At 72.1% G+C, this 15,625-nt stretch carries 15 protein-coding genes; 6 read left to right on the top strand and 9 right to left on the bottom strand.

What is annotated here, in order from left to right; genetic code table 11:
- Positions 1-54: 54 nt before the first annotated feature.
- The gene (locus GA0070617_RS23980; protein ID WP_091442966.1) at positions 55-903 is read left to right on the top strand and encodes a 3-hydroxyacyl-CoA dehydrogenase family protein; all 849 of its coding nucleotides are present in this window, start codon (positions 55-57) and stop codon (positions 901-903) included.
- Between the two features lie 6 nt (positions 904-909).
- On the opposite strand, the gene GA0070617_RS23975 is transcribed toward GA0070617_RS23980, so the two are convergent.
- The 5 genes from GA0070617_RS23975 to GA0070617_RS23955 all read right to left on the bottom strand — a co-directional run bounded on the left by GA0070617_RS23975 (position 910) and on the right by GA0070617_RS23955 (position 4,909).
- A complete protein-coding gene (locus GA0070617_RS23975; RefSeq protein ID WP_091442962.1) occupies positions 910-1,746 on the bottom strand; it encodes an ABC transporter permease in 837 nt (278 codons plus the stop codon).
- Between the two features lie 5 nt (positions 1,747-1,751).
- Complete coding sequence (locus GA0070617_RS23970; RefSeq protein ID WP_091442959.1) at positions 1,752-2,600, bottom strand: ABC transporter ATP-binding protein; 849 nt, start codon at positions 2,598-2,600, stop codon at positions 1,752-1,754.
- A gap of 315 nt (positions 2,601-2,915) precedes the next feature.
- Positions 2,916-3,212 carry a DUF1540 domain-containing protein gene (locus tag GA0070617_RS23965; protein ID WP_091447207.1) on the bottom strand — a complete coding sequence of 99 codons (297 nt, stop codon included), beginning with the start codon at positions 3,210-3,212 and terminating at the stop codon, positions 2,916-2,918.
- Between the two features lie 98 nt (positions 3,213-3,310).
- The gene (locus tag GA0070617_RS23960; RefSeq protein WP_229688524.1) at positions 3,311-4,225 is read right to left on the bottom strand and encodes a polysaccharide deacetylase family protein; all 915 of its coding nucleotides are present in this window, start codon (positions 4,223-4,225) and stop codon (positions 3,311-3,313) included.
- Between the two features lie 66 nt (positions 4,226-4,291).
- Positions 4,292-4,909, bottom strand: a complete 618-nt coding sequence (locus GA0070617_RS23955; protein ID WP_091442951.1) for a DUF4126 domain-containing protein — start codon at positions 4,907-4,909, stop codon at positions 4,292-4,294.
- Between the two features lie 71 nt (positions 4,910-4,980).
- Here GA0070617_RS23955 and nucS point away from each other — a divergent pair, with 71 nt between their 5' ends.
- On the top strand, positions 4,981-5,640 hold the full coding sequence (nucS, locus tag GA0070617_RS23950; protein WP_091447204.1) for an endonuclease NucS: 660 nt from the start codon (positions 4,981-4,983) through the stop codon (positions 5,638-5,640).
- 70 nt (positions 5,641-5,710) lie between these two features.
- On the opposite strand, the gene GA0070617_RS23945 is transcribed toward nucS, so the two are convergent.
- Both GA0070617_RS23945 and GA0070617_RS23940 read right to left on the bottom strand, forming a co-directional pair.
- A complete protein-coding gene (locus GA0070617_RS23945) occupies positions 5,711-6,367 on the bottom strand; it encodes an SAM-dependent methyltransferase (protein WP_091442948.1) in 657 nt (218 codons plus the stop codon).
- 71 nt (positions 6,368-6,438) lie between these two features.
- A complete protein-coding gene (locus GA0070617_RS23940) occupies positions 6,439-7,935 on the bottom strand; it encodes an aldehyde dehydrogenase family protein (RefSeq protein ID WP_091442945.1) in 1,497 nt (498 codons plus the stop codon).
- A gap of 256 nt (positions 7,936-8,191) precedes the next feature.
- On the opposite strand from GA0070617_RS23940, the gene GA0070617_RS23935 reads away from it, so the two are divergent.
- The 4 genes from GA0070617_RS23935 (at position 8,192) to GA0070617_RS23920 (ending at position 11,894) form a co-directional block, all read left to right on the top strand.
- Entirely contained in the window at positions 8,192-8,647 is a 456-nt protein-coding gene (locus tag GA0070617_RS23935; protein ID WP_091442941.1) for an FHA domain-containing protein, read from the top strand.
- 67 nt (positions 8,648-8,714) lie between these two features.
- Positions 8,715-10,430 carry a 3-hydroxyacyl-CoA dehydrogenase family protein gene (locus tag GA0070617_RS23930; protein ID WP_091442938.1) on the top strand — a complete coding sequence of 572 codons (1,716 nt, stop codon included), beginning with the start codon at positions 8,715-8,717 and terminating at the stop codon, positions 10,428-10,430.
- Positions 10,431-10,598: 168 nt separating this feature from the next.
- Positions 10,599-10,886 carry a hypothetical protein gene (locus GA0070617_RS23925; protein ID WP_091442934.1) on the top strand — a complete coding sequence of 96 codons (288 nt, stop codon included), beginning with the start codon at positions 10,599-10,601 and terminating at the stop codon, positions 10,884-10,886.
- Between the two features lie 198 nt (positions 10,887-11,084).
- On the top strand, positions 11,085-11,894 hold the full coding sequence (locus GA0070617_RS23920; protein ID WP_091447200.1) for an alpha/beta hydrolase: 810 nt from the start codon (positions 11,085-11,087) through the stop codon (positions 11,892-11,894).
- 94 nt (positions 11,895-11,988) lie between these two features.
- Here the strand turns inward: GA0070617_RS23920 and GA0070617_RS23915 are convergent, their stop codons facing one another.
- Positions 11,989-14,067, bottom strand: a complete 2,079-nt coding sequence (locus GA0070617_RS23915) for a hypothetical protein (protein WP_091442929.1) — start codon at positions 14,065-14,067, stop codon at positions 11,989-11,991.
- A gap of 179 nt (positions 14,068-14,246) precedes the next feature.
- Positions 14,247-15,506: a coiled-coil domain-containing protein gene (locus tag GA0070617_RS23910; protein ID WP_091442926.1), complete on the bottom strand. Its 1,260-nt coding sequence runs from the start codon at positions 15,504-15,506 to the stop codon at positions 14,247-14,249.
- Positions 15,507-15,625 lie beyond the last annotated feature (119 nt).

Genomic DNA, 15,625 nt, shown 5'->3' with positions numbered 1-15,625 from the left:
CGGACTCGCCGACTAGGGTGCAGGCAGACATCCACACAGGCGAGGGAGAAGCAGATGGCGGGTCGACTCGCGGTCGTCGGAGCCGGGCTGATGGGATCCGGGATCGCCCAGGTGGCGGCGCAGGCGGGCTGGCAGGTGACGTTGCGCGACCTGGACGACGCGGCCACCGGGCGGGGTGTCGAGGGCATCCGCAGGTCGCTCACGAAGTTCGCCGAGAAGGGCCGGATCGAGGCGGCCGAGGTCGAGGCGACGCTGGCCCGGATCACCCCGACCACCGACCTGGAGGCGGTCGCCGAGGCCGACATCGTGGTGGAGGCGGTCTTCGAGCGGCTGGAGATCAAGCACGAGGTCTTCCGCGCGCTGGACAAGCTCTGCCGGGCCGACGCGGTGCTGGCCACCAACACCTCCGCCATCCCGGTCACCCAGATCGCGGCGGTCACCGAGCGGCCGGAGGCGGTCGTCGGCACCCACTTCTTCTCCCCGGTGCCGATGATGCAGCTCTGCGAGCTGGTCCGGGGCTACAAGACCAGCGACGCGACCCTGGCCACCGTCCGCGAGTTCGCCGAGGGCATCGGCAAGACGGTGGTGGTGGTCAACCGGGACATCGCCGGTTTCGTCACCACCCGGCTGATCTCGGCGCTGGTCGTCGAGGCGGTCAAGCTTGTCGAGTCCGGCGTGGTCTCGGCCGAGGACCTGGACACCGCCTGCCGGCTGGGCTTCGGCCACGCCATGGGCCCGCTGGCCACCACCGACCTGACCGGCGTGGACGTGCTGCTGCACGCCTCGCAGAACATCTACGCCGACACCGCCGACGAGAAGTTCTTCCCGCCGGAGCTGCTCCAGCGGATGGCCACCGCCGGTGACCTGGGCCGCAAGACGGGCAAGGGCTTCTACACGTACTGACCCGGCTCAGCCGTCGCGTTTGGTGGTCCAGCGGAAGGTGGTCAGGCAGAGCACCAGTCCGATGACGCACCAGGCGGCCAGGACCAGGGCGACCCGACCCAGCTCGAACGAGCCGCCCGGCTCCTGGCCGCCGAAGCCGTCGGGCAGGAAGACCGAGCGCAGGCCCTGGCACATCCACTTCAGCGGGAAGAGCGCCGCCACCTGCTGCATCCAGCTCGGCAGCTCGGTGAAGACGAAGAACACCCCGGAGATGAACTGGAGCACCAGCGCGACCGGGGTGACCACCGCCGAGCCGCTGCGGGAGGTCCGGGCCAGCGACGAGATGGCGATACCGCAGAGGGTGCAGGCGGTGATGCCGAGCAGCGAGACCCAGCCGAAGGTCAGCCACTTCGCGGCGCTGCCCGGCAGCTCCAGGTCGAACAGGGCGACCGAGAAGGCCAGCAGCAGTACGGTCTCGGCCACCCCGATCGCCAACACCATGATCACCTTGCCGGCGAAGTACACCCACTTGGGCATCGGGGTGCCCCGGTAGCGCTTGAGCACCCCGCGGTCCCGTTCCACCGGGATCCAGATGCCGAGGTTCTGGAAGCTCGCGGTCATCAGCCCGGTCGCGATCATGCCGGTGATGAAGTACTGCGTGTAGCTGACCCCGGGAGCGATCTCGTCGTTGAAGATCGACGCGAAGATCAGGATCATGATGATCGGGAAGCCCATCGTGAACACGACGGACTCCCGGCTGCGCAGGAACTGGGTGATCTCCAGCCGGCCCTGCCGCAGGGCGAGGGCGACCGGGCTGGTCCGCCGGGGGCGGGTGGCGGTGGCCGGGGGTGCCGGCGTCGTCATGGCGCTCACGCGTGTCCGATCATGCGCAGGTAGATGTCCTCCAGGGTGGGCCGGGTGACGGTGAGGCCGGGGACCTCACCGCCGAAGCGCGCGGCCAGCTCGGCCACCAGCGCCGTCGGCGTCGCACTCTGCGTGCTCTGCGGCGTCCCGTCCGGGGTACGCCAGGAGACCGTGGCCAACGCCGCCTGCCGGTTGCCCAGCTCCCTCGGCGGGGCGACCTCGACCACCCGGCCCCGGGCGATCACCCCGACCCGGTCGGCGAGGAACTCGGCCTCGTCGAGATAGTGGGTGGTGAGCAGGATCGTGGTGCCCGCGGCGGCCAGGTCCCGGATCAGCTCCCAGAACTCACGCCGGGCCTCCGGGTCGAACCCGGTGGTCGGCTCGTCCAGGAAGAGCAGCTCCGGCCGGCCGATGATGCCCAACGCCACGTCCAGGCGCCGGCGCTGCCCACCGGAGAGGGTGTGCGTACGGGCCCGGAGCTTGGCGGTCAGTCCGACCCGCTCGACGACCTTGTCCGGGTCGTCCGCGTCGGGGTAGAAGCCGGCGAAGTGCCGGACCACCTCGCCGACTGTCAACTCGTCGAACTCGCCGGTGCCCTGCAGCACGATGCCCACCCGGTTGCGCCACTGCGGGGTGGGCTGGGCGGGATCGCTGCCCAGCACCGACACCTCGCCACCGTCGCGTCGCCGGTAGCCCTCCAGGATCTCCACCGTGGTGGTCTTGCCCGCGCCGTTCGGGCCGAGCAGGGCGAACACCTCGCCGCGCCGGACGGCGAGGTCGACCCCCGCCACCGCGACGTTGTCGCCGTACGCCTTGCGCAGCCCCCGTACGGAGATCGCGAGCTCGTCATCCATGCCGTCAAGTGTGCGTCCTCCCCCCAACCTGCAAGGAAGGGCCCCCTGTTAACGCATTTTGTATAGCAGGGGCCCCTGCTTAACACACCGCATCCCGGGTCGCCCCCGCGCCGGGAAGCGCGCCGCCGTGGGGGCCGCGCTGTCGCGCGGAGCGCGTGCCGTCGCGGGGAAGCGCGCGGTCGCGCAGGGCGCGTGCCGTCCCGGTAACCGGGCCATCGTGGTGCTCGCCCCCCCACACCCGTCGTGGCGGCTGCGTGTGGTCCGCCGTCGGAGGGGGTGTGTGGTCCGGCGCCGCGTGCGGGCGTGGCCGGCGGGTCAGCGGCTCTGGTAGGTCATGCAGTCGGCGCGGTCGTTGTCCGGGCCGACCCGGATGTTCGGCGCGTGACATTCCAGGTTGGCGTTGTGCTGGCAGTCGGCCCGCTGGCAGGCGCCGACCTGGGCCAGCATCGTCTCGGTGCCACCGCGCACGGGCAGCTCGACGAAGGTGTGGCAGTGGGCGTGGTCGCTGCTGCCGATGGTGATCGCGAAGGCGTGGCAGTCGTTCGTCTGGTTGTAGGCGCAGGAGCTGACGACGCATTCCTGCACCCGGGGCATTTCGATCGAGGCGGTCATGATGGGCTCCATCCAGTTGGCTGGTCCCATTCTAGGCTTTTGTCCCTTTCGGTTTCCCGGTATCCAGTCGGGCAACCCGTCAGCGGCCGGTCAGCTGATCACCGCGTACGGTCGTCGGCGAGCACCTCGGAGAGCGTGGCCGGAGTGAGTCCCCGTTCGGCCAGGCCGGCGAGGATGTGCGGTAGCGCCTCGTCGGTCATCGGTGCGTTCTCCTCGGTGACGTGCAGCACGACCACCGAGCCGGCGCGTACCTTGTCCAGGACCGCGCGGACGATCGGACGCCAGGCCGTCGCGAACGGGTCTCCACTGATCACGTCGCCGTCGACCACGGTGACGCCCAGTGGCGCCAGGGCGTCCAGCGCGGCCTTGTCGTGACAGAGGCCGGGAAAGCGGAAGTACCGGGTCTGCCGGCCACCGTACGGCGCGACGACCTCGAAGGTGCGGCCCGCGTCGGCGGTCAGCTCCCGGGCCGGCAGGTGCGGAAGCTGGTAACAGTCCCGCACGAACGCGTGGTGGCCGTACGTGTGGTTGGCCAACTCGAACCGGGGGTTGTCGGCCAGCCGCCGGGTCACCTTCGGGTACTGCTCGACCCACTTGCCGGTGAGGAAGAAGGTGGCCGGCACCTGCTCCCGTTCCAGCAGGTCAATGATCTTGATGTTGGCGTACGACTTCGCCGCGCCCGTACGCAACTGGTACCGCATCGCGTCGGTCATGTCGGCGTCGAAGGTGAGCGCGACCAGGTTGCCCGAGCGTGGCCCGTGGTCGACCACCGGCGGTCGGCTGCCCACCCGGGTCGCGCCCGGTGCCGCGGCGTCCCGGTCCGCAGCCGATGGTGTGGCGCCGGCGGTCGGTGGGCGGGCGGTGCCGGCCGGGCTGACCTGCCCGGTCGACGGTACGACGAAGTCGGCGTCCGCGGCCTGCCGGGTCGGGGACGCGCTGACGGCCAGCAGGGTGATGCCGGCCACGAGGGCGACGACCGCGCCGACGGAAAGGTGGGACTTCTTCACAGACACCGGGAGATGATGCCAGCGCGCCCACCTCCGGCGCTGCCCCGCTCCGCCCCCGGCGCTGCCCCGGGGTCAGCGGTCCGCGCCCCCGGCGCGGACCGCCCGCCGTTCGCGTCGACGGACGGCGCGGCGACGGACGAACCAGAAGGCGAAGAACACCAGACCGACCAGGAACAACAGCACCAGTACGGGCAGCAGGATCGCGACCAGCGACACGAGCACGCTGGTGGCGTCCTCGGCGGTGCTCGCCACCGGCGCGCCGACCCCGGCGGTGGTCGCGTTGATCAGCGGCCGGGCGGCGGACTTGAGCAGGTGTACGCCGAGGGCGATGAGCACGCCGACGACGACCGGTACCCACTCGTTGCCGGCGAAGAACGACTCCGGATCGGCGACGGTGACCGTCTCGGAGCCGGCGCCGGCACCGAAGGCCAGCCCACCGGCGGTCGGCCGGACCACGGTCTGCACCACGTCGTTGACGTGGTCGACCACCGGCACCTTGTCGGCGACGAACTCCACGACCAGCAGGACCACGAGGATCGCCACGACCCAGCCGTTGCCGAGCCACTGCCAGCCGTTCGGCAGCTGGATCACGTCGGTGTAGCGGGCCAGCAGCCCCATCACGAGCAGGGGGATGTAGGCGTTGAGGCCCGCCGAGGCGGCGAGACCGGAGCCGGTCAGAACTTCGAGCACCGTCTCAGCATGGCACCGGCGCGCCAGTGCCGCTCGTCGGCGACCGGTCGGGACTGGGCTACCCTCCTCGGGTGCGGTTGGTGATTGCGAAGTGCTCGGTGGACTATGTCGGACGGCTCTCGGCTCACCTGCCGACGGCCACCCGGTTGTTGATGGTGAAGGCCGACGGGTCGGTGTCGATCCACGCCGACGACCGGGCCTACAAGCCGCTCAACTGGATGAGCCCGCCGTGCCGGCTGGAGGAGGCGCCCGGGGTCTGGCGGGTGGTGAACAAGGCCGGCGAGGAACTGCGGATCACCCTGGAGGAGATCTTCCAGGACACCTCGTACGAGTTGGGCGTCGATCCTGGGCTGCGCAAGGACGGTGTGGAGGCGCACCTGCAGGAGTTGCTCGCCGCCAACCCGGCAGCCCTCGGGGAGGGCTTCACGCTGGTACGTCGGGAGTACATGACCGCCATCGGGCCGGTCGACCTGCTGTGCCGGGACGCCGCCCAGGGCGCGGTCGCGGTCGAGGTGAAGCGGCGCGGCGAGATCGACGGGGTGGAGCAGCTCACCCGCTACCTCGAACTGATGAACCGCGATCCGCTACTGGCACCGGTCAGTGGCTTGTTCGTCGCCCAGGAGATCAAACCGCAGGCCCGGGTGCTCGCCGCCGACCGGGGTATCCGCTGCGTGGTGGTCGACTACGACCGGCTGCGAGGCATCGAGCGCGACGAGCTCACCCTGTTCTGAGCCGCCTCAGGTGTTTGGAAGGGCCCCCTGTACATCAGAAAGCGTTAACAGGGGGCCCTTCCTTGCGGGGCTAGGGGGTGCGGACGGCGATGAGGGACTTGGGTAGGCCGGCCACCCGTTCGACGAGCAGTCGGGAGTCGGGGAAGTAGTGCCGCATCTGGGAGCGGTCGAGCAGTTCGGTCCAGAGCACCTGACGGATGGCCGCCTCGTGGGTGCGGGTCTGCTTGTGCCCGAGGGGCCACCGCCGGGCCACCTCGGTACGCAGTCGAACCGGCAGGAACTGCATTCCGGGCGCAATCCAGTGTGGTTCGATAGGGAAATATCGGTATGGCGTCTGCACCCAGTACCGGTCGGCCAGCGAACGGACCGCGTCGGCGAAGCGTAATCGTCGTTCGTGCCCGCCCACGTGTTCGACGACCGAGTTGGAGAAGACCAGATCGTAGTGCCGGCCGGTGACGGCCGGTGGCAGGTCGCAGGCGTCGCCGTGCTCGACGTGCGCCCACGGGGGCACCTCGGCCGGCGGTCGCTCCAGGTTGACCACGTGCACCCGGGCGGGGCGGACGGTGGCGCGGGTCCAGGTGCCGAGTCGACCGCCGAGATCCAGAACGGTCATCTCCGACAGATCGGGAAATGTTCGGGCCAGCCAGTCGAGCCGGCGGCGCCGTTGTCGGGCACCCGGGGACCGTTCGCTGTCGACGAGGTGAAAACGCAATCGATCCAGACCCATTTAACGCAAGGTACTGCCGCCCACACGGATAGGGAAGGACTATCCGAGAGTGCCCGAAAGATCGGCGGCTGTCACCTGCCGTACAGCGTTTTGGCGACCTTCACCAATCGGGCCACATCGGCCGAGTTGCGGTCGAACGTCATGGAGGGCAGCAGGGAGCGGGCCCGGCGTCTGGTGATCGACTTGCTCCGGGCGAACTCGCGGAGGCCGTCCTCGCCGTGGATCCGCCCGAAGCCGGAGTCACCCACCCCGCCGAAGGGCAACGTGGACATCCCGGCGAAGGTGAGCGCCGAGTTCACCGAGGCCATCCCGGAGCGCAGCCGCCGGGCGATGGCCACCGCGCGGCGCTTACCGAAGACCGCGCCACCCAGGCCGTACGGCAGGGCGTTGGCGCGGGCCACGGCCTCGTCGGCGTCGCGGACCCGGCTCACCGTCAGGGTCGGGCCGAAGGTCTCCTCGCGTACGGCGGCCGCGTCCTCCGGCACGTCGACCAGCACGGTCGGCCGGACGTACGGGGGCGTCACCGCGTCCGCGCCGCCGAGTACCGCCCGGCCGCCCCGGGCCAGCGCGTCGTCGATGTGGCGGCGGATCACGTCGAGCTGCCCCGGCATGGTGATCGGGCCGAGGTCGGCGTCGTGCGGCCCGACGGTCAACCGGCCGGCCCGTTCGACGAGCCGGTCGAGGAACGCGTCGAAGACCGGCTCGACGACGTACACCCGCTCGATGCCGATGCAGCTCTGGCCGGCGTTGGTGAGTCCACCCCAGACGCAGGCCTCGGCGGCGGCGTCCAGGTCGGCGTCGGTGTCGACGATCATCGCGTCCTTGCCGCCGGCCTCCAGCAGCACCGGGGTCAGCGACTCGGCGCAGGCGGCCATCACCTTCCGGGCGGTGGCCGGCGAGCCGGTGAAGGCGACCTTGTCGACCCCGGACCGGCAGAGCTGCGCGCCGACCTCGCCCAGGCCGTGCAGCGCGGTGAGGACCGGCTGTTCCGGCACCACCTCGGCGAGGCTGTCCACCAGCCACTGACCGACCGTCGGGGTGTACTCGCTCGGTTTGAGCACCACCGCGTTGCCGGCGGCCATCGCGTACGCGGCCGAGCCGACCGGGGTGAGGACCGGATAGTTCCACGGGCCGATCACGCCCACCACGCCGTACGGCTGGTACTCCAGGTGGCCGGTGAACTCGGCGAGGATCAGCCGGGACCGCACCCGGCGCGGACCCAGCACCCGACGGGCGTTGCGGGCGGCCCAGTCGATGTGCTCGATCGCGGTGAGGATCTCGACGACGGCGTCGGCGACCGGCTTGCCGCCCTCGGTGTGGATCAGCTCCGCGAGCTCCTCGATCCGCTGGGCCAGCAGCGCCCGCCAACGCAGCAGCCGTTCCCGACGCCCGGTGCAGCCGAGTCCGGTCCACCACTGCCCGGCCGTTCGGGCGGCCTCGACCGCGTCCCGTACGTCGGCGGGGGTGGCGACCGGGAAGCGCCCGACCTCGACGCCGGTCGCCGGGCTCGTCGACACCAGCCGCCCGTCCTCGATCCTCGGAAGCCCCGGAACACGCACAGCCGTCATGGCCGGAAGTCTAGACGGCACCGTTACCCGTCGGTAGCCAAACGGGTACTCGTCGGCCGGGGTCGGTTGCCGGGCGCGTGGGGTGCCGACGATGATCGACAGGCATGGCGGTCCGGGAGCTGACTCGTCGGCCGAATCGGTGAACGCGGGATGGCCGGCTGGCGTCTTCCTGATGACCGGACAGCGGTGCAGGCGACTACGTTTAGGTGGCACTCTGTTGGCGGAGAGTGACGACTTGTGGGGAGGCGGACTGTCCATGGAGGAGCACCCGGGGTTGTTGCCACTGTTGACGGTGGCCAGCGGGTCGATGCGCGGCACGAGCTTCCGGCTGCGCACCGAGCCGCTGGTGATCGGACGGGCACCGACGGCGGACATCATGGTCGACGACCCGCACCTGAGCCGGCGACACGCCGCGGTGCGGCAGACCGAGGGCGGGGTGGCGTTGGTGGACCTCGGCTCCACCAACGGCACCTGGCTCAACGACCGTCGGATCGACGGGGTGGAGCAGCTCTCCGACGGTGACGTGATCCGGCTGGGCCGTACCGAGCTGCGCTACTTCGATCCCGGGCTGGCCCGCACCGACCCGGTCGGCATCCGGATCGGCGCGGCCCCCGGCAGTCAGCGGACCACCATGCCGCTGCCGGTCCCGGCGCCCCGGCAGCCGGTCGAGGGTGAGCTGGTCGGCCCGGAGGCGGCCAGCCTCGGCCGGTGACCCCGCCTCGCCCGACGGCTTAGGGACCGTTAACCTCGGCGGTACCGAGCGACAGGGAGGCCGGGGCGTGGCGCGTGAGTTCACCAGCGTGGGCGTGGTGGGGCTGGGCACCATGGGTGTCGGCATCGTCGAGGTCTTCGCCCGCAGCGGCGTCCACGTCCGGGCGGTGGAGATCTCCGCCGACGCCCTGGAACGCGGGCGGGCCACCCTGACCCGCTCCACCGACCGGGCGGTGGCCCGGGGAAAGCTCGCCCCGGCCGACCGGGACGCGCTGCTGAGCCGGGTCCACTTCGCCGTCGGACTGGCCGCCCTGGACTCGGTGGAGCTGGTGATCGAGGCCGTACCTGAACGTCTCGACCTGAAGCGGCGGCTCTTCGCCGAGCTGGACCGGATCTGCCGGCCCGAGGCGATCCTGGCCACCAACACCTCGTCGTTGAGCGTCACCGAGATCGCGGTCGCCACCAGCCGACCCGGCCAGGTCGTCGGCATCCACTTCTTCAACCCCGCGCCGGTGATGAAGCTGGTCGAGGTGGTCCGCACGGTGGTCACCGCGCCCGACGTGGTGGCCGACACCGAGGCGCTCTGCGCCCGGCTGGGCAAGGTCGCGGTGACCGTCGACGACCGGGCCGGCTTCGTCGCCAACGCGTTGCTCTTCGGGTACCTCAACCAGGCGGTCGGGATGCTGGAGGCGCAGCACGCCACCCGGGAGGACCTCGACGCGGCGATGACGCTCGGCGGCGGCCTGCCGATGGGCCCGCTGGCCCTGCTGGACCTGATCGGCCTGGACACCGCGGTCGAGATCCTGGACACCATGTACCGGCACGGTGGCCGCAACCGCCGGCACGCCGCGGTGCCGCTGCTGCGGCAACTCGTCACGGCGGGACTGCTCGGCCGCAAGTCCGGTCGTGGCTTCTACACCTACCAGCAGCCCGGCTCCCCGGTGGTCGTACCCGACGACCGGACGCCGACGCCGGCGGGGCCGGCACCGGTCGACGGAGCGCGGGCGGTGGCCAGGGTGGGTGTCGTCGGCGCCGGGCCCAGAGCCGCCGGCATCGCCGAGGCCTGCGCCACCGCCGGGTACGAGGTGATCGCGGTGGCCTCCGACGCGGCCCTGGTCGACGCGGCCTTGGTCGACGCGGACCTGACCGACGCGGACCTGACCAGGCTGGCCGACGCGGACCTGGTGATCGAGGCCGTGGTCGGGGAGCCGGCGACCCGGCAGGCGCTCTTCGCCCGGCTGGGGGAGAGCTGCCGGCCCGGCGTGGTCCTGGCCACCACCGGGTCGCTGCCGGTCATCGGGCCGGCGATGGCCTCCGGCCGGCCGGCGGACGTGGTCGGGTTGCACTTCGCAGAGCCGGTACCGCAACGGTCGCTTGTCGAGATCGTCACGACGGTCCGCACCTCGGCGGAGGCCACCGCGACCGCCCGGGCGTTCTGTGCCACGCTGGGCAGGACCGGCGTGGTCTGTCCCGACCGGGCCGGGTTCGTCGTCGACGCGCTGCTCTTCGGGTACCTCAACGACGCGGTCCGGATGCTGGAGGCGAGGTACGCCACCGTCGACGACATCGACCACGCGATGCGGCTGGGCTGCGGGTACCCGGTCGGCCCGTTCGAGCTGCTCGACACGGTCGGCCTGGACGTGGCGCTGAGCATCCAGCGTGCGCTGTACCGGGAGTCGCGGGAGCCCGGCCTCGCCCCGGCGCCCCTGCTGGAGCACCTGGTCACCGCCGGCCACCTGGGGCGCCGGACCGGCCGCGGCTTCCGCGACCACACCGCCGGCTGACCGCGACGGCACCCCGGCCGCGGCTCCGGCCCCGACGGCCTGGCCGCGGCTCCGGCCCCGACGGCCGGCTCCGGCCCCGACGGCCCGGCCGTGGAACGGCCCCGACAACCCGGCCGTACGCTGGCAGATGTGAGCCCCCGTCGTAACCGTCCCCGCCGGGACGACGCCGTGCAGGTCGACTCCGAGCGGGTCCGGCAGGGCGTCGCCTCGGTCCAGCAGTGGCGCGACGGCGAGTGGCAGGTACGGGGGATCAGCGGCGGGTCGGCTACCAAGACGTACCGTTGTCCCGGCTGTGACCAGGAGATCCGCCCCGGGGTGGCCCATCTGGTGGCGTGGCCCGCCGACGGCCGGGGTGACCTGACCGACCGTCGGCACTGGCACAGCGGTTGCTGGCGGGCGCGGGACCGGCGTGGCCCCGGGATCCAGCGTGGTCGTGGCGCCCCCCGGTACGGCTGATCGGCCGAACCCGGCGTGGTGTCGCCGGGCTGACGTGGTCTCCCCGGCGTGGCAGCGGATGTCGCCGGCTCAGCGGCGGGTCTCCCCGGCTCAGCGGCGGGTGTTTCCGGCGCGGCGGCGGGTGGGCGCGGAGGGATCTTCGTCACCCGGTTTCGGCCCGATCGCGCGGAACCGGCGTGGCGGCGCGACACTTGGGTGGTGAGCACCCCGATCCGAGCGTCGTCGATCCTGCCCGGCCACCGTACCGACATCGAGCTGCACACCGCCGACGGGCTGCGCCTGGTCGGCGAGCTGGCCCGGCCGGCGGAGCGGGCGCCGGTGGGCACCCTGGTCTGCCTGCACCCGCTACCCACCCACGGCGGGATGATGGACAGTCACGTGTTCCGTAAGGCGGCGTGGCGGCTGCCCGCCCTGGCCGACCTGGCCGTGCTCCGGTTCAACACCCGGGGCACCAGCAGCCTGCGCGGCACCAGCGAGGGCAGCTTCGACGCCGCCGACAGCGAGCGCTACGACGTGGCCGCCGCCATCGAGTACGCCGAGTTCGCCGAGCTGCCGAACATCTGGCTGCTGGGCTGGTCCTTCGGCACCGACCTGGCGCTCAAGCACGGCTGCGACCCGGCGGTGACCGGCGCGATCCTGCTCTCGCCGCCGCTGCGCTTCTCCACCGACTCCGACCTGGCCACCTGGGCCCGCTCCGGCAAGTCGCTCACCGCGCTGGTCCCCGAGTTCGACGACTACCTGCGCCCCGACGAGGCCCGCCGGCGGTTCGCCGCGGTGCCGCAGGCCGAGGTGGTCGGCGTCCCCGGGGCCAAGCACCTCTGGGTAGGTGACGCCGAGACCGTCCTGGACGAGGTGGTCCGCCGGGTCAACCCGCAGGCGTCGGTGCCGCTGCCGACGGAGTGGGACGGCCCGATGGAGACCGGCGACGTCAGCGGGTACGCCGACCGGACGGTGGCCGCCTTCGCCGACACGCCGGTGCCGGGTCCGCAGGCCGGCGGTTCCGCCTGAGCGGGGCTGGGTCTGCTTCGCGGGGCTGGATCCGCCTGAGCGGGGCTGGTCTGCCTGGCGGGGCCGGGTCCGCCTGAGCGGGCCGGATCGTCGGTCAGTCCGACTCGACGGTCACCTTGCTCGGCTTGGCACTGCGCTCGTCGGTGGTCGGCTTGCTCGGCCGGGTGGTCTTCTCCCCGGTGCTGGTGATCTTCGTCGGGGTGGCACCCCGACCGCCCTCACCGGGCACCGCGGCCACCGTCGGCTCACCGTCCACCGGCGCGGCGGGACTGCCGGCCTCCACCGTGCTCACCGGCTCGGCTACCGGCCGGCTCACCGTGGCCGGCGCACCGTTGCGTACCGGCGGTCGCGCACCCTGCCCGTCAGGCGACGGCTTCCGTCCCTCCGCACCGTCGGGCGACGGGGTCTGGGCCGCCGCGCCGCTGGGTACCGGCTTCCGGTCCGCTTCGCCGTCGGGCGACGGCGTTTGGGTCACCGCGCCGTCGGGCGACGGCGGCTGGGCCGTCCTGCCGTCGGGTGCTGCGGGCCGAGAGCCGTCGGGTGACGCGGTGCCGGCGGCCGCACCCGCCACCTGCTGATGAAGCTCGCGCACCCGGCGCTGCAGATCGTCGGACTCCTGCCGGGAACGCCAGGTCTCCTGCCGCAGATCGGCCAGCTCCTGCTGGGCCTGGGCGATCTCCAACATCACCTGGGCGAGCTGTTGCCGACCGGCGGCGGCTTCCTGCTGCGTGGCGGCAAGGTGCTGCTGGGTCGTGGCCAGGTGCTGCTGGGTGGTGGCGGCGTACTCCTCGAACTGGCGTCGGGAGGCCGCGACATGCTCGTCGGCGGTGCGACGCTTCTCGGCCGACTCGGACTCGGCCCTGGCGAGCAGCTCCGTGGCCTGCTCCTCGGCCTGCCGGCGCATCGTGCCGGCGTCCTGCTCGGCGGCCTGCCGGATCTGGGTGGCGCCCTGTTCGATCTCGTCGAGCCGGGTCCGGTACTGCTTCTCCAGCTCGTCGTGCCGGGTCTTGTGCTTCTGCTCCAGCTCGTCGTACCGGGTCTTGTGCTGCTTGTCCAGCTCGTCGCGGCGCTTGGCGTACTCCTGCTCGGCGGTGGAGCGGCGCTGGGCCAGCTCCCGGTCGGCAGCCTCGCGTCGGCTGTTGACCTCCTTCTCCACCCCCGCCCGCCAGGCGCCCAGCTCCTGCTGCGTCTGGGCTCGGGCGTGCTTGACGTACGCCTCGGTCTCGCTGCGCATCCGCTGGACGTACGCCTCGGTTTCGGCGCGGTCGCGCTTGGCCGCCTCGGTGGCCTGGGTGGTGATCCGCGTGGCCTCCTGATTGGCCTTCTCCCGGGTGGACCGACCCGCCTCGGTGGCCTGGTCGACGGTCCGCTTGGCCTCCTGCTGGGCCTTGGCGTGGGTGGCCCGGCCCGCCTCGGTCGCGGAGTCGATCAGGCGCTTGGCCTCCTGCTGGGCCTTGGCGTGCACCTCCTTGGCCGCGTCCCGCAGCTGGGTGGCCTCCTGCTCGGCCTTTGCCAGCGCCGCCTTGGCCGCCTCCCGAAGCCGGGTCGCCTCCTGCTGCGCCCGGTTGTGGATCTCCTGGGCGGCATCACGCAGCTTGGTGGCCTCCTGCTCGGCCCTGGCCAGCGCCTCCTGGGCGCCGCGGCGCAGGCTGGCCGCCTCCTGCTTGGCATTGCGGATGGTCGCCTCGGCCTCGGCCCGCCGCGTACGGCTGTGCCGTTCCTCCTCGGCCCGGCGCGCCGACAGCGCGATCTCGAAGTCCTGAAGCACCCGGTTGGCCTGCTCGCGGGCCTCCTCGATGATCCCTTCGGCGGCTGCCCGGCGGGCCTCGATCTCCTCGTTCGCGGCCACCGCGATCGCCTCGGCCTGCTCCTCGGCAAGACTGAGGATCTGCTCCACCCGGGGGCCGAGGTGACGGAACGAGGCGCGATCCACCACGCCCACCTGCTTGCGCACCTGGGCGAGGTCGCGCTGCAGCACCTCGACCTGGCCGGCTAGCTTGTGGATCTGGTTGTACGCCTGTTCCCGCTCGGTCGTCAGTGTCGCGATCTCGTGCTCGGCACGAGCGACGTACCGGTCGACCTGTCGTTTCTCGTACCCCCGCAGGGCGGACTCGAAGCTGGGCTCCGTCGTCACGTCCCCGCCGAGAGCGAACAGTTCCTCGCCGTGCGACATGCCCCCATCCTCACATGCGTCCGGCCTCGCTGGGGCGATACGGAGGCCCCCGATGGGACGTACTTCACTGATGCGGCAGCTCCGGAAAAGTTGGGACACTATCCGCATTGCGGCGTGGGGTGACACCGGGTACCGGTGTCACCCCACGCCGTGCCGCATGCCCCCGGCGCGCGCCCGCCTCAGCTGGTCTTCTCCGCGCTCACGCGCTCCTGGGGGTCGGCCTTGGCCTGCTCCGCGACGGCCGCCGCCTGGGCCGCGGGCGGCATGCCCGGGACGATGCCGGCGAGGCCCGAGAGCATCTGACCGAGCTGCGAGGTGACCGCGTCCTTCTGCCGGGTGAGGTCCTCGACCTCGCGCCGGGCCGCCTGCGTGGTCAGGTCAGCCTCGGTACGGGCCTCGGTGAGCAACCGCTTCGCCTCGGCCTTGGCCTCGTTGAGGGTCTTCTCCGAGAGTGCCTTGGCCTTCTCGACGGTGTCCGAGGCGGTGCGCTCGGACTCGACCCGACGGGCCTCGGCCCGCTGCTCGATCTCCTTGGCCCGGTCCTGGGCGGCGCGGGCCCGCTGCTCGGCCTCGCCGACCAGCTTCTGCGTCTGGGCGACCTGGGCCGCGTGCCGTTCCGACTCCTCCCGCTCGGCCTTCTCCCGGCGCTCGGCGAGCTGAAGCTCCAGGGCCTGCAGGTCCTTGTCGCGCTTGTCCCGGGCGTCGGTGAGCAGCTTGGTCGCCTCGGCGCGCTTCTCCTCGGCCTCGCGGGCGGCCTTGGCCCGCTGCTGGGTGATCTCCCGCTCGGCGGTGGCCCGCAGGGTGGCCACCTCACGCTCGACGGTGGACTTCAACTCGGCCACCTCGTGCGCGGTGACCGTACGCAGCTGCTTGGTCTCCCGCTCGGCGTCGCCGCGCAGGGTGTCGGCCTCCCGGCGGGCCTGGACGCGGACCTCGGCGGCCTCCCGCTCGGCGGAGGTGCGGACGCTGCCGGCCTCCCGCTCGGCGGTGGCCTTCATCGCGGCGGCCTCGGCGCGGGCCTTGTCGGTGATCTCGCGAGCCTCCAGGCGGGCCGCGGAGAGGATCCCCTCCGACTCACGCTTGGCCTCGTTGCGGTGGTCGTTGGCCTGCTCCTCGGCGAGCCGCAGGATCTGCTCGACCCGGGTGCCGAGACCGGAGAGGGTCGGCCGGCTGTTCTCCTCGAGCTGCTTGTTGGTGTCGTTGAGCTTCTGCTCCAACGCACTCTGCCGCTGCTCGGCCTGGCGGAGCCGACGCTGGGCGTCGTTCATCCGCTGCTCGGCCTCGGCGCGGGCCTGCTCGGACTGGGTCAGCGCGGCGGTCAGCCGACCGATGAAGTCATCGACCTGCCCGACGTTGTAGCCACGCAGGCCAACGGTGAAATCCGGTTGCGAGTTCGCGTTGTCGAAGAACGCCAGAGGGGAGGACTGCTGCTGGGGCATTGGGACATACTCGCAGACGCCCCAGGGTGCTTCCAAGACCGGTCGCAGCTTTGGTGTCCGGTTTATCTGACCGGGTCCACCGGGCGATCTTGGCAGCTCCCGGGCCGCCCGGGCCGGTC

Source organism: Micromonospora yangpuensis, assembly GCF_900091615.1.
Taxonomy (GTDB): domain Bacteria; phylum Actinomycetota; class Actinomycetes; order Mycobacteriales; family Micromonosporaceae; genus Micromonospora; species Micromonospora yangpuensis.
This window is presented reverse-complemented; position numbering and strand designations above follow the sequence as displayed.